Origin of the sequence: Singulisphaera sp. GP187 (assembly GCF_900129635.1) — a bacterium.
Taxonomy (GTDB): domain Bacteria; phylum Planctomycetota; class Planctomycetia; order Isosphaerales; family Isosphaeraceae; genus Singulisphaera.
Map to the genome: position 1 here is coordinate 4250943 of NZ_FSRB01000001.1, position 19500 is coordinate 4270442.

General features: G+C 61.9%; 15 protein-coding genes. 14 read left to right on the top strand and 1 reads right to left on the bottom strand.

What is annotated here, in order from left to right:
• Positions 1-197: 197 nt before the first annotated feature.
• From BUS42_RS16385 to BUS42_RS16435, 11 genes are all read left to right on the top strand, one after another.
• Positions 198-1577 (top strand): efflux RND transporter periplasmic adaptor subunit, encoded by a 1380-nt coding sequence (locus BUS42_RS16385; protein ID WP_074307979.1) that lies wholly within the window; start codon positions 198-200, stop codon positions 1575-1577.
• Positions 1578-1642: 65 nt separating this feature from the next.
• Positions 1643-4885 (top strand): efflux RND transporter permease subunit, encoded by a 3243-nt coding sequence (locus tag BUS42_RS16390; RefSeq protein ID WP_074307980.1) that lies wholly within the window; start codon positions 1643-1645, stop codon positions 4883-4885.
• A 65-nt stretch (positions 4886-4950) separates the two neighbouring features.
• Positions 4951-5553, top strand: coding sequence for a TetR/AcrR family transcriptional regulator (locus tag BUS42_RS16395; RefSeq protein WP_074307982.1), 603 nt, complete (start codon positions 4951-4953; stop codon positions 5551-5553).
• A gap of 66 nt (positions 5554-5619) precedes the next feature.
• A complete protein-coding gene (shc, locus tag BUS42_RS16400) occupies positions 5620-7716 on the top strand; it encodes a squalene--hopene cyclase (RefSeq protein WP_074307984.1) in 2097 nt (698 codons plus the stop codon).
• A gap of 286 nt (positions 7717-8002) precedes the next feature.
• Complete coding sequence (locus BUS42_RS16405) at positions 8003-8575, top strand: hypothetical protein (RefSeq protein WP_074307985.1); 573 nt, start codon at positions 8003-8005, stop codon at positions 8573-8575.
• A 17-nt stretch (positions 8576-8592) separates the two neighbouring features.
• Entirely contained in the window at positions 8593-9048 is a 456-nt protein-coding gene (locus BUS42_RS16410) for a DUF6398 domain-containing protein (protein WP_074307987.1), read from the top strand.
• 115 nt (positions 9049-9163) lie between these two features.
• Complete coding sequence (locus BUS42_RS16415; protein ID WP_143206348.1) at positions 9164-9472, top strand: hypothetical protein; 309 nt, start codon at positions 9164-9166, stop codon at positions 9470-9472.
• A 520-nt stretch (positions 9473-9992) separates the two neighbouring features.
• Positions 9993-10481, top strand: a complete 489-nt coding sequence (locus BUS42_RS16420) for a hypothetical protein (protein WP_074307990.1) — start codon at positions 9993-9995, stop codon at positions 10479-10481.
• A gap of 358 nt (positions 10482-10839) precedes the next feature.
• Complete coding sequence (locus BUS42_RS16425) at positions 10840-11217, top strand: hypothetical protein (protein WP_074307991.1); 378 nt, start codon at positions 10840-10842, stop codon at positions 11215-11217.
• A gap of 279 nt (positions 11218-11496) precedes the next feature.
• On the top strand, positions 11497-12933 hold the full coding sequence (locus BUS42_RS16430) for a leucine-rich repeat domain-containing protein (protein ID WP_254053556.1): 1437 nt from the start codon (positions 11497-11499) through the stop codon (positions 12931-12933).
• A gap of 54 nt (positions 12934-12987) precedes the next feature.
• Positions 12988-14379, top strand: coding sequence for an IS701 family transposase (locus BUS42_RS16435; protein WP_074304409.1), 1392 nt, complete (start codon positions 12988-12990; stop codon positions 14377-14379).
• A gap of 1574 nt (positions 14380-15953) precedes the next feature.
• On the opposite strand, the gene BUS42_RS16445 is transcribed toward BUS42_RS16435, so the two are convergent.
• Positions 15954-16169, bottom strand: coding sequence for a hypothetical protein (locus tag BUS42_RS16445; RefSeq protein ID WP_074307994.1), 216 nt, complete (start codon positions 16167-16169; stop codon positions 15954-15956).
• Between the two features lie 764 nt (positions 16170-16933).
• On the opposite strand from BUS42_RS16445, the gene BUS42_RS16450 reads away from it, so the two are divergent.
• The 3 genes from BUS42_RS16450 (at position 16934) to BUS42_RS16460 (ending at position 19461) form a co-directional block, all read left to right on the top strand.
• The gene (locus BUS42_RS16450; RefSeq protein ID WP_074307996.1) at positions 16934-17707 is read left to right on the top strand and encodes a hypothetical protein; all 774 of its coding nucleotides are present in this window, start codon (positions 16934-16936) and stop codon (positions 17705-17707) included.
• Between the two features lie 206 nt (positions 17708-17913).
• A complete protein-coding gene (locus BUS42_RS16455) occupies positions 17914-19062 on the top strand; it encodes a glycosyltransferase family 4 protein (protein WP_074307997.1) in 1149 nt (382 codons plus the stop codon).
• Positions 19063-19095: 33 nt separating this feature from the next.
• A complete protein-coding gene (locus BUS42_RS16460; RefSeq protein ID WP_074307999.1) occupies positions 19096-19461 on the top strand; it encodes a DoxX family protein in 366 nt (121 codons plus the stop codon).
• The last annotated feature ends 39 nt before the right edge of the window (positions 19462-19500 follow it).

Sequence of the window (19500 nt, forward strand, 5' to 3'; positions counted from 1 at the left end):
AATGGGGATATCGTTCTGTCAACGGCCGTTTACTTGGGTGGAAACCGAAGGGGCCGTTTCCTTCGGTGTCACGGCGGGCCACGGGCTCGTCGATTGCCCTTCCCGCGCTCGGTTGAGGGTACTCCTCGACGGCGCGAGCCCTCTGAGAATCAGCCGCCCTTGGCCGGGCCGGCCCCGCTTTTGGGATGCCGAACAGCATGAAAATGGACCACCGCTTGCCTGCCCGCCCGATCCTGCGAATGGTCGGGAGCCTCGTCGTGTTCGCGGCCGCGCTGAGCGTCGCCGGGTGCAAGAAGCCGGAGGCCCAGGCCGCTCCCCCGCCGCCGTTGGTCGGGATCATCAAGTCCGCGCGGATGACCGTGCCGATCCTGGCCACGCCGAATGGGACGACGCGGGCCCTTGAAGAGGTCGTCGTCCGAGCCCGCGTCCGCGGGTTCCTCACCGAGCGCCACTTCGACGAGGGTTCCCACGTCAAGAAGGGGCAGCTCCTGCTCGTGATCGACGAGCAGAGTTATAAGATCGCCCTCTTGATGAGCAAGGCGAAGCTGGACGAGGCGGAGGCTGTACTCAAGAAGGCGGTCTCATCCAAGACTCGCGAGGTCGCCGCCGCGCAGCTCGCCCTTGACGAGGCCCAGCTCGCCCTCAGCCTGATCGAAGAACGACGGTCCCGGGCCCTGCACTCACGGAGTGCCGGCTCGGCCGAGGATGTGGACAAGGCGCAAGCCGACCGCAAGAAATTCGACGCACAGGTCCAGGCCGATCGCGCCCATCTGGAGCAGGCGGGGGCCGATTACGAGGTGGGGATCCTCACCGCCAAAGCCCAGGTCGAGGCGGCCAGGGCCTCGGTGCGCGACGCGGAGATCAGCCTCGGCTACTGCCGGATGTATGCCACGATCGACGGCCGGATCGGCGAGGCGAAGGTCAAGGTCGGCAACCTCGTCGGTCCCGATGCGACCGGCGGCAGCTACTCCGACCTGGCCACCATCCATCAGCTCGATCCGATGGGCATCGAGATCCGGACCAGCTCCCGCTACCTCAAACGCGCGACCCAGTTGATCAACGAGGGGCTGGCCGTCCGGATCTTTCACTCCGGGTTCGAGGGGGACGACAAACACCCCTACGAAGGAACATGCTTCTTCATTGACAACGCGATCGATGAGACAACCTCCACGTTCCTGATCAAGGCCCGGGTCCCCAACCCCGAGGGAACCCTCTTGCCCGGCGAATACGCCAAGCTCCAGATGGTCGTCGATCGCATCAAAGATGCCGTAGTTGTCCCCGAGGCGGCCGTGATGGAGACCGAGGCCGGACCGGTCGTCTACGTCGTCGATCACGAAGGCAAGGTGGCGATTCAGCGCGTCAAGGCGGCCCAGTCATACGAAGGAATGCGGATCCTCACCCAAGGACTCGACGCCGGCGTGCCGGTCATCCTCCAAGGGTTGCAGCTCGTCCGCCCCGGCATCCCGGTCAAGACCGAGCCGGCTGTCCTCGCCCGGCCGATCGAAGCGGGAGCAGCCGATCCCTCGGCTCCGCAAGCCAAGGCCAAAACTGAAGCCGAAGCCAAGCCCGCCCACTGAGCTAAGGAATTGAGTCGCCCCCTGCCCCGGAGCCCGAGAACAACCCCAGCGAGCCCGACGCCCTCATGGTCAACTTCTTTATCGGTCGGCCGATCTTCGCCACCGTCATCGCCGTGCTGATGCTCTTGGTCGGAGGGATTTGCGCCTTCCTCCTGCCGATCGCGCAATACCCGCAAATCGCTCCGCCCCAGGTCCAGATCACCACGACCTACACCGGGGCCGATGCCCAGACCGTGGCCGAGACCGCGACGACCCCGATCGAGCAGCAGATCAACGGCACCAAGGGGATGATCTACTTCACGTCGGACAGCACCAGCAACGGCGTCGCGAACATCGTGGCGACCTTTGACGTCGGCTACGACCAGGACATCGCCGCCGTCGACATCCAGAACAAGGTGCAGACGGCCACCCCCCAGCTCCCCCCCGAGGTCAAGCAGTACGGCGTCTCGATCAAGAAGACATCGACCGACATCGTCTGCGTGGTCAACCTGATCGACAACTCGAAAGACGGCCGGTACGACGCGAATTACCTCGACAACTACGGCCAGATCTACGTGGCCGACTCGCTAAAACGAATCAAAGGGATTAGCGACGTCAACGCGTTCGGCCGCAAGTACGCGATGCGGATCTGGCTCAACCCGAACCGGCTAACCGAGATGCGGATCTCGCCGACCGAGGTGATCCTGGCCGTCCAGCAGGAGAACGTGCAGGCCGCCGCCGGAAAAATCGGCGCCACGCCCGTCCCCAAGGGACAAGCGTTCGAGTTCCCGATCACCGTGAAGGGCCGTCTGTCCAAGGCGGCGGAGTTCGAGGAAATCATCGTCCGGCGCAAAGACGACGGCTCGATCGTCCGGCTCAGTGACGTGGCCCGCGTCGAGCTGTCTTCGGAGAACTACGAGACCGCCGGCTTCCTCGACGGCAAGGCCGCCGGCTCGATCGTGGTCTACCAGTACGCCGACGCCAACGCCCTCTCGATCGTCGCCAAGATCCGGAGCGAGATGGACCGGCTCTCCAAGAGCTTCCCCCCGGGCATGGAGTACCGGATCGCCTACGACACGACCAAGTATGTCGAGGAAAACATTGACGAAGTCAAGCACACGCTCATTGAGGCATTCGTCCTGGTGATGATCGTCGTGTTCGTCTTCCTCCAGGGCTGGCGTGCCACGATCATCCCGATGCTGGCGATCCCGATCTCGCTGGTCGCCACGTTCGCGTTGATGGCCGTCTTCGGGTTCTCGCTCAACTCCTTGACGCTCTGCGGGCTCGTTCTGGCCATCGGCCTGGTCGTCGACGACGCGATCATCGTCGTCGAGAACGTCGAAAAGTTCCTGCACCGGGGGATGAGGCCGCTGGCGGCAACTCGCGCCGCGATGGCCGAGATTACGACGCCGATCGTGACGATCACCCTGGTGCTGGCCGCCGTCTTCGTCCCGGTGGCGTTCATCCCGGGGATGACCGGGCGGCTCTATAACCAGTTCGCGATGACGATCGTGTTCTCGTTCGTCTTATCGGCGTTCAACTCACTGACGTTCAGCCCGGCCATGTCCCGGCTCTTCCTCAAGCCCAAGCATGGCGAGACGAAGTTCTTTTTCTTCCGCTGGTTCAACGCCGGGATGCGGTGGCTGGAGAACTCGTACGACTCGTTCCTCGAATTCACCGCCCATCACTGGTGGATGATCGTCGTGCCGTCGATCGGCCTGCTCGCCCTGACCGCCGGAATGATCATGGCCCGGCCCAAGTCGTTCATCCCGACCGAGGACCAGGGCTACCTGATCGTCGCGGTCCAGGCGCCCGACGGAACCAGCCGGGAGGTGACCTCGCGGGTCATCAAACGGGTGGAAGCGATCGCCATGAAGCTGGAGGGGGTCGAGCACGTGGTCACGCTCGACGGCCTGAACATCATGAGCAGCACCAACCAGAGCAACGCCGGAATCATCTTCCTGCCGCTCAAGGAATGGCACGAGCGAAAGACGCCCGAGCTCCGCGCTTCGGGCCTGGCGCAAACCCTGCAAATTCGACTTTCCTCGCAGATTCGCGACGCCATCGTCATGGTGCTTCAGCCACCGCCGATCCGTGGCTTGAGCCAGACCGGGGGCTTCGAGCTGATGATCGAGGACCGTGGTGGCAAGGGGGTCGAGGCGCTCCAGCAGGTGGTCGACCAGTTCCAGGCGGAGGCCCGCAAACGGCCCGAGCTGGTGGGGGTCTTCTCCAGCTTCTCGGCCCGGGTGCCCCAGCTCAAGTTCGAGCTCGACCGGACCAAGGCGCGCCGCCTCGACGTCCCCGTCTCCGACGTCTTCGCGATCCTGCAAACCAACCTCGGCGCCTTCTATGTCAATGACTTCAACCTCTACGGCAAGGTCTGGAAAGTGCTGATGCAGGCCGAGGGCGAGGTGCGCAGTAAGCCCGAGGACATCCTGAAACTCTTCGTCCTGAACCGTCAGGGGAAAAAAGTCCCGCTCAGCTCGCTGGGTGAGGTCAAGTACAAGCTCGGTCCGATCGACGTCCCCCACTACAACCTCTATGCCGCCGCCAAGATCAACGGCGGGCCGGCCCCCGGGTTCAGCTCGGGGCAAGGGCTCGCCGCCATGGAAGAAGTGGCGGCCAAGGTCTTGCCCGAAGGGTTCGGCTTCGAGTGGACCGGGACCACGTTCCAGGAACAGCAGACCGGCAACCTCTCCACCTATATCTTCGGCCTCTCGGTCATCTGCGTCTTCCTGTTCATGGCGGCCCTCTACGAGAGCTGGGTCCGGCCGACGGTCATCATTCTCACCGTCCCGCTCGCCATGTTCGGCGCCATCGTCGGGCTCTGGATCTACGACATGCCGCTCGACGTTTTCGGTCAGATCGGCCTGGTCATGCTCATCGGCCTGGAGACGAAGAACGCGATCCTGGTGGTCGAGTTCGGCGTCGAGATGCGTCAGAAGCACGGGATGAGCATCATCGACTCCGCCAAGGCCGCCTCACGTGAACGGTTGCGGCCGATCCTGATGACTTCGTTCGCGTTCGTCATGGGCGTCTTGCCGATGGCCCGAGCCACGGGCGCAGGGGCGTACAGCCGAAACTCGCTGGGCATCGTCGTCGCCTTCGGCATTGCCGTGAGCACCGTGCTCGGACGATTCATCATCCCGATCTACTACGTCCTCGGTGAGCGGATCATCGACTTCTTCGCCCGCCTCCGTCCCAGCGACGATGAGCCGATGGACGACGAGAGCGGCCACCCCGGTCACGAAGGACCAGGCGGTCAGGTGAACGGCGACCTCGCCAAGCTGAGCTTGGCGTCTTCCGTCCCGTCAGGGCCGAACCATTGAGCGGCCAAGGCCAAAGCAGCCCGCGCAGTGCCCAACCGCGGAATCGGAACGAGGAGTGGACCTAAATGGTGAAACGAGTGGCCCGCATCAGAGACCCTGAGGCATCACGATCGGCCATCCTTGAAGCGGCGACGCGCGTCTTTGCCAGACGCGGGTTCGCCGGCGCCACGATCCAGGAGATCTCGGACGAAGCGGGCGTCAAAAAGCCGTTGATCTACCACCATTTCGGTAGCAAGGGGAGCCTGTACGCCACGGTCAAACAGAGTCTCATCGAGGCGCTCCCCCGCCTGCACTCCCCGACGGCCGCCCGGGCCGGCAATTTCCCGAACGACCCGCCGCTCGAGGCGCGCCAGATCCTCGGGCTCATCCGCGAGCACGAATTGCTGCTCCGGATCAATGCCTGGGCCTACCTCGAGGGCGATTCCGGATTCTGGCCGGAAGTGATCGAACTCGTGCTGGGGCTGCGACAACGGATCGAACAGGCACAGAAGCAACAGGAGACGATCCGGTTAAACATCGACCTCGAGACTTTGAGCATCATGCTTCTCGGTCTCGTCTCGTTCGGGTCCCAGATTCGTTCGAGAATCGCCAGCGACGGCGAACGCGGTTCGGAGTATATTCGGCAACTCATCGCGCTGACGATCGAGGGACAGGCCCCTCGACCTTGACCCCAAGCATTTGGTTTGGTCCGCTCGCTCGAAAGGATTCGAGCCGCATTCCCGGAGACGTTAAGGATGACGCTCGCCCCCACCGTTCCCCCTCGAGACTCGTCGGACGTGCTCGGCCGCGGGATCGCGGAGTCACTTGCCTGGCTCCAGGCGGATCAGAAGGCCGAAGGCTTTTGGGTCGGCGCTGTCGAATCGAACTCCTGCATGGAGGCGGAGTGGATCCTGGCGATGCACGTCCTCGGCGTGCACGACGATCCCAAGCTTCCGGGAGTCGTTCAGGCGATCCTCAACCAGCAACGCGAGGACGGGGCCTGGGAGGTCTACCAAGGGGCCGAAGGCGGGGACATCAACACGACCGTCGAGTGCTATGCCGCCCTCCGCGCCGCCGGCGAAGATCCGCAGTCCCGGCCGTTGCGCGAGGCGCGCGCCTGGATTCACCAGCACAGCGGAATGAGCCGGCTCCGCAACTTCACGAAATACTGGCTGGCCCTGATCGGGGAGTGGCCCTGGCATGAGACGCCGACGCTCCCCCCGGAACTGATCTACCTGCCCGCCTGGATGCCGTTCAACATCTACCAGTTCGCCACCTGGGCCCGCGGCACGATCCTCCCCCTGACGATCCTCTCGGCCCGCAAAGCGACCCGCCCCCTGCCCCCGGACCGGAGACTGGACGAACTCTTCCCCGAGGGCCGGAATCATCCGAGTCTTCGCCTCCGGCGACGACATCGCTGGATTTCCTGGGAAGGTCCCTTTTATCTGGCCGACCGCCTGTTGCGATGGTACTCCAAATCGCCCATTCAGCCAGGGCGTGAAACGGCAATCCGACTCTGCCTGGAGTGGATCATCAAGCACCAGGAGTCGGACGGTTCGTGGGCCGGTATTCAGCCCCCTTGGATCTATGCCTTGATGGCCTTGAACCAGGAGGGCTACTCGCTCGACCATCCGGTGGTCCGGGCCGGGCTCGACGGGTTCAATTCGTACTGGTCGTATGAGCGCGAGGGCGGAACGTACCTCCAGGCCAGCGAGTCACCGGTCTGGGACACCGTGCTCACGCTCCAGGCAATGCTCGACTGCGGCTGCCTCCTCAAGGACAACCCCTCAATGGAGGCGGCCACCCAGTGGCTGCTCGATCACCAGATTACCTTCCCGGGAGACTGGAAAGTCCAGTCGCCCAAACTGGCCGGTGGCGGATGGGCCTTCCAGCGCACCAACCGCCACTACCCCGACATTGACGATACGGCGGTGGCCCTGCTCGTCCTCCATCGCCTCCGCGACCAGTCCGCCGACGCGCCCACCACGCGGTTCGACGACGCGATCGAGAAGGCGACCCATTGGCTCCTGGGCATGCAATGCTCCAACGGCGGCTGGGCAGCCTACGACCGCGACAACACCCATGCCTGGTTGACGAAGATCCCATTCAGTGATTTCGGCGAGTTGATCGATCCGCCAAGCTCCGACGTCACCGCGCACGTCCTCGAAGCCCTGGCCGCCGGAGGGCGCAAGCTCGACGACCCGGCCGTCGCCCGGGCCGTGAGCTACCTCCGGGCCGAGCAGGAGGACGATGGGAGCTGGTTCGGGCGTTGGGGAGTGAATCATATCTACGGCACGGCCGCCGTTCTCCCGGCGCTTCAGGCGGTCGGCATCGACACGCGTGAGCCCTGGGTCCGCCAAGGAGCCGAGTGGCTCGCCTCGCGGCAGAACCAGGACGGCGGCTGGGGCGAGACGTGCGCGTCGTACATGGACGCCTCGCTCCGAGGCGTCGGCACCAGCACGGCGTCCCAGACCGGCTGGGCCCTGATGGGTCTGTTGGCCATCGACACCCGAGGCTTCGACAAGATCATCCGCCGCGGAACCTCCTTCCTACTCGACCACCAGGTGGCCGGGACCTGGAACGAACCGGAGTACACCGGCACCGGGTTCCCCGGCTACGGCGTCGGCCATCGCGTCGACCTCCAACACGTGGCCGAAGGGCTCGAGCAAGACACGGCCCTACAACGCGGATTCATGATCAACTATAACCTCTACCGACACTACTTCCCGCTCATGGCCCTTGGCCGGGCCAAGAGCCACTTTACATCCATGCGCAAGCATTCCGGCCACTCACGCTATGAGGGGCCAACCGCCGAGTTAAAAGCACTCTCGAGCCAAGTATCCAGGACATAATGCCGCGTGGAGCCACGGCAGGGAATGCATCTGAAGAGCGGGAGGCCCACCTCCCCCTCCCGCTCTTCAGATGCATTCCCCCCCCTTGGTCCGCGGGCGTCCCGCCCGCATGTCCTTGCTTTCTCGAGCCTGACTTGCCAGCAATCGCTTATTCGGTTGGCTTGCACGAGTCTCAGACTTGAGTTAGCTTCGGATAGGTTCGCGTACAGGGCGTAACGGCCTCAGACACCGGCCGAGTCCCAACTGAGAGCATCGGCCGTGGCTCGCCATACGGAAGGATCGCGCAATGGCTCGAGGACGGCTCTCAATTCTCTCGCCCATGAGCATCGTGGTGGTGATCGCGATCGGCTTCGCGGCCCTCAAGAAACCAACGGAGCTTTGGGCCAGTGCAATCTTCACCTTGGCCTTGGTCGTCTTTCTGACGTCGATCCTCGGTGCGGCCGCTTGCCGTGGAAGATCCCGCATGACCTGGCTGGGCAGTGCCCTCTTCGGCGGGGCCTATCTCGCCCTCTGCTTCGGGGCCTGTCCACGGATTAACAACGAAGGACTTCGCCCGCCTCCCTTGCTTGTGACGGTCCTCCTGAACAAGCTCAAAAGTGACGGATATCTCGTTGCGAAAGACTGGACAGTTGCGGCCGTCATCCTGCCCCAGAATAGTTCCCAACTCTCGGTAAGCCCGAACGAGTACGAGGTCAATGTCGCTATCGCCCCTCCTAGAAATACATTTCTCACATACACCGATTTAAAATTCGACGTTTCCCCATACAAGCAGATATCGCATTCGATCGGGTCGCTCCTGTTTGCTGCCATTGGAGGTCTCTTAAGCCTTGCGTTTACGACGAGAAACGGCGAGAGCTGAGGCTTAAAAGCAAGGACATGCATGTTATCCAGGGACCGCAACGCACTAACAGCAAGCCAATCCATTCAAATTCATTCAATTCAATAACTTCCATCAATTTCATTCTGGACAGGAAGTATGAAGTCCACTGCCGCAAGCTCGCCGGGGCAATGGCTCGTAAACGCCCATCGACCCTGCTCGGCGACAGACCGACAACCTGGGCTTGCGGAATCGTCCACAAGATCGGCCGGGGCAACTTCCTCGACGACAGGAGCCAGAAGCCGCACATGAAGCTGAAAGCCATCGACAAGGCGTTCGGGATCGCCGAGTGTACCGGCCGGGGCAAGTCGAAGGCGATCCGGGACCTGCTCAAAATCCGCACCTTCGACACGCAATGGACATTGCCCAGTCGGATGGGCACGACCCCGATGGCCTGGATGCTCGAGATCAATGGCTTCGTCGTGGACACCCGGCTCCTGAAGCGAGAGTTCTAGGAAGAAGTCTTGCAGAAGAGATTGATCCCAATCATCCCGGAAAAAGAGAATCGCCGAGGCCCCTCGTATGAGGCAACCGGGAACGGCGTACCAGGGACATCCGGGGGCGAAGGCCATGAATGACCCGTGCGGCGAATTCGTTCTGAGGCTGGGCAAGGCACAGGTCGATGCGATGTTCGAGCGGCAGGACAAGGGGCCGATGATCGACGACTCCGAGTTTATCCCCCTCGTCGAGTCCGTGCTGACAGCCTTCGAGACGGTGGTGATCGACGCGGAGGTCGTCGAGGAGCTTTGGGGGTTCGCGTATTCCCGATACGATCGGGCCTGCCAGGAAGCCGATCCCAGTTTCACCACGACGGATAACGTCCGCCTCATGCGGAGCTACCTGCTGGGACCACGCCGGATCAGCCGAAGAGGAAGGTGAGCCCCGAAGAGAAGAGGACACGGACGGCAAGGACATGCATTGCGACCTTGAGATTGCAATGCATGTCCTCTTCTCTCCGCTCTTCTCTCCGTTTAGGTCCTTGTTTTCGATACCCACGGATCACGTCGAACGTCGAAGATCTCGATTCGACCTGCCCGGACGGCAGACACGGACGGCAAGGACATGCATTGTGACCCTGAGATTGCAATGCATGTCCTCTTCTCTCCGCTTCGAGTAAACCGCAACTCACGCACGGGACGGCAATCCCGACAACGAGCAAGGCCCTGGGTCATCATTGACGGCCCGGGGGCTTCATCGTTAGGGCGGAACAGCAAGGACATACATTGCGCTCTGGATCCTGGCATCTGCATCTGTTAGACTTCTTCAGATTCCCCCAGGAGACAGAATAATGACGATCGCTCGTGCCAAGAGTAGAGGACATGCATTGCGATCTTGAGATCGCAATGCATGTCCTCTACTCTGATAATCTGTCGGTCTCGTCGAAATGAGAGGTGCGAAAATGAAGCCGTTTCGACTCTCGATCGCGGCGATGATGATCCTCGTGGCAATCGCGGCCGTGGGCTGTAGGGGCCTGAAGGACGGATCACAATTCTGGAGTGCGTTGACCTATGGTCTCGTCCGACTCGCCTTAGCAGCCGCCGCATTGTGCGCGGTGGTACTGCCGCCAAGAAGAAGAGCTTCCTGGGCAGGGTTCGCGGTGTTCGGTTGGGCTTACCTGGCGAGTGAGTTGGAGTCGCCTTTAGGACACATCGGACCAACGCAAAGAACGATGGAGTCTCTGCTCAATCTCCTCTACCCCAAAGGCTTGGTCGTCGGCCTGGGGTTTGATGAGGAGCGATACGAGTTCTTCCGAACGGCTCATTCGCTAATGGCCGTCGGCTTCGGCTTCCTTGGTGCCGCTCTCGGGCGTTTGCTCGTGTGGAAGTCGTCGCCTTCGGTAGGCCGCAGGACCGCTCGCCCCGCCACTCCTCCCGAGACCGTGTCATAACAGAAAATTAGGACATGCATTGTGATCCCAGAATTGCAATGCATGTCCTTGCTTTCTTTATGGTTCAGCGACTTGAGTGCGCCGAAAATTCGTCAGCGAACTAATGTTCAGTTGGGTCGCCCGAGGAATGTGACATCCCACGGACACGGCCGGAGCCAGCTCGGAAGCCTTGTTTCAAGCGGATTTAGGAACTGCCCCCCCAAAAATTCGTGACGGCCAAGAAATTATATCTCGACTCATACAAACGAAGTTGAGCAGATTGGGCACTGGAATCCATTGGCCGAGATGATTCTGCAAGGCGCCGTGGCTCAGTCGGGATATCCTGGTTCAAGTTCGATCTTCCTTGGAGTGCCTGAGGATGCAGCTTGTGCAACGAGAATTCAAGCAGGGCGAGTGCAACTGGGTCGTCGAGTTGAGTCTTGAACCGGTGAGCATTGGCTGCTCGAGTTCTGGCGTAAGTCCTACCGGGAAAACTCCGTTCGAACAGGCCCAACTCGAAGGCGAGGATCGTTCGAGAACCCTGGAGGAAGCGTGCGTTCTGTTCGAGGAATTGGTCCGTCGCCGCGAGGCCGATGGGTGGGTCGAGGATGAGCGGACGAAGAGCATCCGGTGCTTTCATAACCCGGATCGTTCCCCGACGGCTTACTGGACGATCCGGCGCTCTTATCTCTGGAGCGACTCGGTCGAGGAGGAATTTAGCCCCGCCGGGCACAGACGACAAGGACATGCATTGTGACCTTGAGATTGCAATGCATGTCCTCTTCTCGCGGTCTCAGGAAACCGGCGTGACCTACGTTCAGTTTCCGACCGGAGCAGCCGTCCTGGTGGATAAGGACGGTAAGCCTGTCACCTGCAAGCCATGACCAATCGACCAGGAGATGATCGCTGAAGGGGCACAGGACGGTTGTCCTCCCTTCTTCTTTCTGACAATTGTCGTTTCTCGGATCTCGCGCACTGGTTAAGATGGCCTGAAAGTCTGGCTGCGGATCTTGATTCGCTTGGAGACGTCGCGATCATGCCGACCCCATCCGAAAACCGTGCGACGGAGAGCGGCAAGCCCTCGAGGACGCTCGAATTGCTCCCCAAGCGGCTGCACTTGAGCCTGGGCGCGATGATGATCGGCGTCCTCGGGATCGGGGGCGGTCTCGGCTGGGTCGCTAACCGAGCCCATGTCCAGCGCGACGCTGTCGCGGCGATCACGAAACTCCGCCGGAACACGCGAGCCACCCTCTATTACGACTGGCAGTATGTGGCCGGCCAGAACGCCAAGCCGAGCGGCCCGAAATGGATGAGCGAGGCCCTGGGCATGTTCGACGTAAACGCCAAGCCGCGAGGGCCGAGATGGCTGCGCGACGCCCTTGGCCCCGACGTGTTCGACACAGTAGTCAATGTCAATATCGAAGGCGACAACGTCGACGACGAACTCCTGGAAAATGTCGGGAAGCTCCACGGTGTCGAGTTTGTCTCGATTCAGGGTCACGCCGCCCCCGACTTGACGGCGGCCGGTATGGCTCAACTCCGCACCCTCTCTCACTTGAAAGGGTTGAGCGTGCGTGGGTTCACGGACTCCCACGGCTTCGTCGCAGGATTGACAGGGAATGCCGGACTTCGCCGCCTCTGGTTGCCGAACGCCGCCGTTACGGACGACGAGATGGCGATCGTCGGCGGCCTTGCAGACCTGGAAGTCCTGCAGCTGGACGGCCACAACGTCACCGACCGGGGCTTCGCCCACGTGGCGAATCTGAAGGAGTTGAGCCTACTGGACATGCCGGGGGTCGGCATCAAGGATCTCGCTCCGGTCGCCGACCTCTCGCAACTCGATGTCCTCTCCCTCGCCCCGGCCAGAGCCGCTTCCTCGCGGTCCGTCCCAAGCCCCAACGGCCCTTCGAGCCTGGGGCCACTCCTGCGACTGACGAAACTCACGCAGCTCACCCTGGGAGCCACGCAGATCGAGGATCGGGAGTTGGCGGTCATCGCCGGGCTTCCCAAGCTCTCCTACCTGACGATCGGGGGGAGAAGAATCACAGAAGTGGGTCTGGCCCGGCTTTCCGAATCCAAGAGCCTGACCGGCCTTCGGCTCACCGACACGTCGGTCTCCGACTTGCGGCCTCTATCCACGCGCCTGCCCGCGCTGTGGGGCCTATATATGGAGAATTCCGTTCTCACCGACGCCGGCCTCGAGCCCTTGTCGGGCGCGATCAAGATCGGTGATTTGACCATCACGGGTTCGAGGATTACCGACGCGGGACTTGTGCACGTCGCCCCCCTGACTACCGTCTGCAGGTTACGGCTCGGTCGGTTCGCGATGACCGACGCGGGGCTCGCCCGCCTGAAGTCTCTTAACACACTGGAGACCTTGTCGTTGACCGAGACCGAACTGACGGATTCCTCGGTCGAGACGTTGGCGGGATTTCATTCCCTAATACTACAGCGCCAAGTTGTACCGTCTTGATCCGCCAGCCATTGCGAAAGTATGCTCGCCTTCATGGTTTATGGAGGGACGAGTATGGATATCCCACAGATCCGCAAGCTCAAACCCGCGCTGAACAAGTTCCTCAAGCGGTTCGATGACTGCTTCCCGCGCAAGGACACGCGGTCCCATTTGCCGGTGTACGTCTCCGGGCAACTCTCGGACATCCCCGAAAAGAGTGTCGAGCCGATCGCCATCAATGCCGGCGTCCCCGTCAGGACCCTGCAGGAGTTCCTCAGCCAGCACTGCTGGGACCAGGACCGGGCGCGCGACCGGCTCCAGCACATCGTCCGCGACGAGCACGCCGGCCCCAACGCGATCGGCGTCTTCGACGAGACCAGCGACGTCAAGAAGGGGAACAAGACCCCCGGCGTGCAGCGGCAGTGGTGCGGCTCCGTCGGCAAGAAGGAGAACTGCATCGTCACGGTCCACCTCGCCTACGCCCGCGACGGTTTTCACTGCCTGCTCGACGGCGAACTGTATCTGCCGGAGTCCTGGTCCTCTGACCGCGACCGCTGCCGGGAGACTGGCATCCCCGACGCTATGGTTTACCGGCCCAAGTGGACGATCGCCCTGGAACTCTACGACCGCGCCATCACCAACGGTCTGCACTTCGACTGGGTGACCTTCGACGAGGGCTACGGCAGTAAGCCCGAGTTCCTGCGGGGGTTGAGGGGCCGCAGCCAGAAGTACGTCGGCGAGGTGCCGCGGAGCTTCATGGGCTGGATCAAGGCACCGCGTGTCGTCACCAGGAAGTATCGCAAGCACGGGCGGGGCCGCGGCCGCAAGACGCCTCGCCTGGCGAGCGGCAGCGCGCCGGCCCGGCGGGTCGAGGCGATGCTCGATCAGGACGGGTTTCGCAACCAGCCCTGGGTCCGGTGGCGGGTCAAGGACGGGCACAAGGGGCCGATGGTCTGGGAAGTCAAGCACTTGCGGTTTTCCCCCGTGGGCGCGGACGGGTTGCCGGGCGAGCCGCTGCACCTGGTCGCCGCCCGCGACGTCTTGAACCCGGCGGAGTTGAAGTTCTTCGTCGGCGACGCCCCCGAGGAGACGTCGGTGCAGGTGCTGTTGCTCGTCGCATTTTCGCGGTGGCGAGTCGAGCGCTGCTTCGAAGACCAGAAGTCCGAGATCGGGCTGGATCAGTACGAGGGCCGACGCTACCAGGGGCTCAAACGCCACCTGATCCTGAGTTGCCTGAGCTACCTGTTCCTGTCGCGGATGCGACAGGAGTTCGGGGGGGAAAAACCTGGGCCTGACGGAGTGCCAGGTACACACCGCAGTAGCGGCGTTGATCCCATTCTGGTGGTTGGGGCTGAGTGCTCCGCGGAAGCTACTGGAGCGAACCTCCGAAGAGATCGAGCGGGCGCAACGTCGAAACGCCGTGGCACAGCGGTGCCACACCAAGCGGACAAGGCGAAGGCTGCATGAGTTGGGCATCAAACTCACAGAGTTGCCCCGATGCAAATGGGATACGACTTAGCGCTGTAGTACTAAAGAGCCTCAACCTCGACCGGTCGGGGATCAGCCCGGCGGGTATCGAGCGACTGAAGCAGGTCCTCCCTAAAGTTCGGATCTCGTCGTCCAGCATGCCCGAGTAATCGACTGACGATCTGGTGATCACCGCTCATACATCAGCCGTCCCAGAGACAAGAGAAGAGGACATGCATTGCGATTTTGAGATTACAATGTATGTCCTCTTCTCTCTCGCCATCTTCACCGTCGCGATTGGACTCGTCACGATGAAGAGTCAATCGGAATCTTGGATGGGTATCCTCGTCGCGGGAGCGACGCCAAGGACATACATTGTAACCTTGAGATTGCAATGCATGTCCTCTTCTCTCTGTCCTCTTCCCTCGTGGAATCGCAATGCATGTCCTAGCCTTTCTCCCCGACGCAACCGCGATCACCAAGCCTCAGAACGACTCTTGAGGACTCAACCGCTCGGCGAGCAACAGAAAGCAAGGATATGCATTGCGATTCTGGCATCGCAATGGATATCATCGTTTGTTGCATTAAAACATTCTAAGTCTATCTTTGCGGCAATCAGCAACGGCCCTTTGATTTCACCCATGCCCGAACGACCGTCGGCGTGCACTCGGTTGTCAAAGCGGGCCATCGTCGGTACGACTCGAGGTGATCCAGCGAGATCCCCGGCTCGTCGTGATTACGCCTCCGGTAGTGGCATGGACGACAAATTCATTAAATTTTCAACAATTTCAAGTTCATGAATGTATCGTGCATAGTGAGCCTTCAGGCGAGTGCCGCACCACGGGCAGTATTGGATGCAGACCCTGTAGACGAGTGCAATAGGGATGTCGTGCTGGCCATCGAGTCGAGACTCATCGGCCGCATCTACGGATCGGGCCTCAAATACGAACAATAGACCGGAGTGGAACGCCGGGGCAGTGGTAACGGCGACGGCGAAACCCCGCCCTTGCCTTGATGCGTTAAGGCCGATGTCCATTTGAGGACAGCAATATTTTATGTCAGCTGTCATGGATTGCCTCCAGATGGTCCAGGGGGTTGAACCGGCTCGAGGTCTTCGAGAAAAAGCAGCCTAGCGGCCAGGCACTTCAATTGGGATATTTGAGAGACTTGGCAAAAATGGGCGCCCAGTCGCGAGTCCGGACGGATTGCCCAGGCTTCTTGCCTTGCCTTTTCTAACTGCCTGGCCTCCGATTCTTCCTGTTGGCTACTTGAGGTGCCGCCTGGGCGGCTGTTCTCAATTCCCCAGTAAACACGCACCGTCGCCCCGAACGGCCTGGCGTTCATCTCCTTGCTTTCCTTTTGGCCCTGCTCGCGGCAGATCAGCGGCCAAACATTCTCTTGCACCTCTGTTTCTCCAGTGAAGATAGTTCCTTGGTGATGAGAGACAAGTCTTCGGACCTGAATAAATCTTCGATCGCATTGAAATGCGATCGAACAAAATTCAAATTTTCAAAATCAATGAGATCCTTGTCGATCTCCCCTGTCGGTTTCTGGCGGATAATGCCCGTCGAGAACTACTCCCCGATGGACTTCTTGTCTCTCCTCTCGCTAAAGTCCAGAAATAGCCGGTCGCGATCCAGCCAGAAACGCAGGTCGAGAACCTCCCCCGACAACGTGACGTCACCGCCCCCACCGAACGAGGGGCCATAATTGGAGTCGGTGATCCGATAGCCCTTGTCGGCATAGAGGAAGGATGCCTCGCCAGCGAGAACCAGCAAAATTTTTCGCATACGATCACTTATCTAAAAGACAATATTGATTGAGGCAACAAGGACAGGCATTGCACTCTGGATCCTGGCATCAGAATCTGGCAGATTTCTCAGACTCACCCAGGAGCCCCGAACCATGACGATCGCGCGTGCTCATCTCGTTGACCCCGTCGTCACACGTTGGTATCGCTGCGTCACATGATGCGTCCGACGCGTCTTTATCGAAAGGCGAGTTTCCCCCGCCCGCTCTTTAATGGGACTGGAATCAAAACGAGTGGAATTGCGGGCGAGACGCCCCGCGGTCCCAGGGAAATCGTCCTTCAACCAGACGACGGCCCGAGGCAAATCTTGGGGGGGGGCGGACTCGAACGCAAGGACCGTTGCCCTCAACGGGGGCGGAAAAACTCCCAGCATCGTGCTGAGGTCATTCGACCCGCCCCTAAAAACGCACGTAACCTCGCCTGGCCGCGCCCGCTCGCAACTGTTGCAAAACCCTGAAAATGGGGCAACACGGACGACTTACGGCGATTGTACGGCGGGAGGCGATTGTGGTACGCTCTGGGGACAAGGTCTCGAGCAGGGTTCGAGACAACCCCAATGGGGAACCACGCACGGTCTCGAAGTCTTGATCCGAGGCGTGTCCTCCGGATGACGAGGTCTCCATACGCACAAGACCGCGTGGGCCCACCCCACGACGACAACTGAGGCAGTGCTTGGGCGACCGGCGTTGGGAACGAGCGCAACCAATTTGATCTGGAACTGAGTCAGAGGAAACGGGAATCGCCATGCGGGATGAAAATCCCGGGTCTGAGCCACCTCGCCGCTCCGGCCCCGACCGGGCCGTGGCCGAGCGCGAAGGCCCGTCAAACGGATCGCGAGCGCATCCCGAAGCGTCGGGCTGGGTGATCGAGACGGTGATCAGCCCGTTTCATTGCCTCTACCAAGACGCCCTGCACTTCCACACCCAGAGCCATCTTCGGCTCGTCCGGTCGGAGAGCGAAGCGAGCCGGCTGGCGCGTGGCGCCTTGCTCCTCTACATCGCCAGCGCGGAGGCTCTGGTCCACCAGGCCGCGGTCGAGCTCGGACGACCCGAGCTGACCGCCCTGATCGCCAACCCGGGACGGCCGACCTCCTTGGCCGACGCCTGGCGCCTGCTGCCGGCGATCGTGGCCGACGGGCCGGCCGGCGCGTTTGACCCCGAGCTCCCCCCTTGGCCCCAGTTCGCCGAGATGCTCGCGTTGCGATCGTCGTGGCTCTACCCCGGTCCCGCGGCCCAGCGGAAAGCCTACTACCGCTCGCCCCGCAGTGACGCCGCCTACGAGCCGCTCGAGCCGCACCAGACACCGTCAGGCCTGTCCATCTCCCCGGACAGCCTGCTCTATCCCAAAACCGGCCTGCCACGCGATCCGTACGCGCTCCGACCGCGGCACCTCGACACCGCTCGGAGCGTCCTCGACGCCGCCATCGAGAGCCTCGACCGCCGCCTCGCCGGTGCGCTGACCCGCAACCAGCGCCACCGCAAAGAGCCGGTCCGCGTGGTCTACCCCCAGCAGAAATAGGCCGAGCAACCCGGCGAGAACGGCAGAACATCGCCGGTCAGGCTCAGGCCGCTTGACCCGTCCCTTTCGCTCCGCCGAAAGTCGGGTCCGACACCACGCGGGTGGCCGTGCTCTCGTTTTCGAGCTCCTCAAACAGCAACGCCAACGACATCCGGCACCTTTTGTACATTTTTGGATAATTTCGAACACGGACGGAGCCTTCTTCGATGCGAATCTTGATGGCCACGTCGTTCCCGGTCCCCGGTGAATACGACGGCACGGCGATGCTTCCGATCAAAATCCTCCGGGCCTTGAAGACCCGAGGCGTGGACGTCGTCCTGGCCCACCTGAAAGCACGCCCGCCGTTCGGAAAGATGACTCGCGGGGAATTCGAGGGGACGCCCTCCTACACGCTGCCCCCGCGCACCTGGGTCAGCGGACTGCGGCGGATCGCGCGCGAGCATCCGTTCGACCTGGTCCACGCCCAACACTACGGCGGAGCCACCCGCGCCTACTTCGCCTGCCGGCGGTACGGCTGGCCCCTGGTCTATGAGATCCACTCGCTGCTCGGTGACGAGTTCGAACGTCAGCGTCTGGGGCGGGGACTCGCGTTCCGGTTCTACGTGGCCATCGAACGGCGGGTCTGTGAGCACGCGGCGGCGGTCATCGCTTTGGGCGAGCCGGTCAAGAAAGTGGTCATTGAGGAAAAAGGGGTCCCCGCCGATCGGGTGTCCGTGATCTATCCAGGAATCGACCTCGGTGAATACGAGCGGCCGAGCGCGCCCGCCGTCATCCCGGGCGTGGGTCCCGAGCACAAGGTGGTCATGTATGTCGGCAGCATCGTTCACCCCAATCAAGGGGTGCCGGTCCTGATCGACTCGCTCCCGCACGTCTTCGATGCGCTTCCCGAAGCCCGCTGCGTCCTGGTCGGGGGCCCGGCCTCCGCCGGCGACGAATACAAGGCCCAGCTCGGCCACCACGGCGACAAGCTGATCGTCCTGACCGGCCAGACCCCCGAGCAAGTCGTTGCCCTGACCCGCCGGGCCGACGTCTTGGTCCACCCCCGCCTCGCCTGCCGCGAGAACTTTTCGGTGCAGAGCAAGATCGCCGTCTACCTTGCTTCGGGCCGCCCGATCGTGGCGACCGACTTCGGCGACTACACAACCATCCTCGGCGCCACCGGCGCCGGCCACCTGACCGCCGTCGCCCCCGAACCGTTGGCCGACGGAATCCTCAAGGTGCTCACCGACCCGGCCCTGGCGTCCCGCCTGAGCGCGGCCACGCGGCCCGTCGCCGAGGAATACTTCGGCATGGATCGAAACATCGATCGTTACATTGATGTCTACAAGGACGCGTTGGCCAAAGGCCCGCGCTGAGCGGCCCAACCCAAGGGATCTCAAGGTGATACGATGAAGGCCTGGACGCTCGCCGGCAAAGTCCTCTTCGCCGCCCTTTTTGTCGCCGGGGGCGTCGGCCATTTCGTCGCGACCAACGTCTACGTCAAGATGATGCCTCCCTACCTCCCGCTCCACCGCCCGCTCGTTCTTTTGAGCGGCGTTGCCGAGATCGCTCTGGGGGTCATGCTCCTGATCCCGAAGTCAACGAAGTTCGCCGCCTGGGGGCTCATCGCCTTGCTGATCGCCGTTTTCCCGGCGAACATTTACATCTACCAGCATCAGGAGTCGTTCCCCCTGCCGCCGCTCGTTCACCTGCTCCGCTTGCCGTTGCAAGGGTTGCTCATCCTCTGGGCCTATGCTTATACCAGGCCGCGTTAAGCCCTCGTCCGCGCAACCATTTTGTTCCTTGCCTATAAT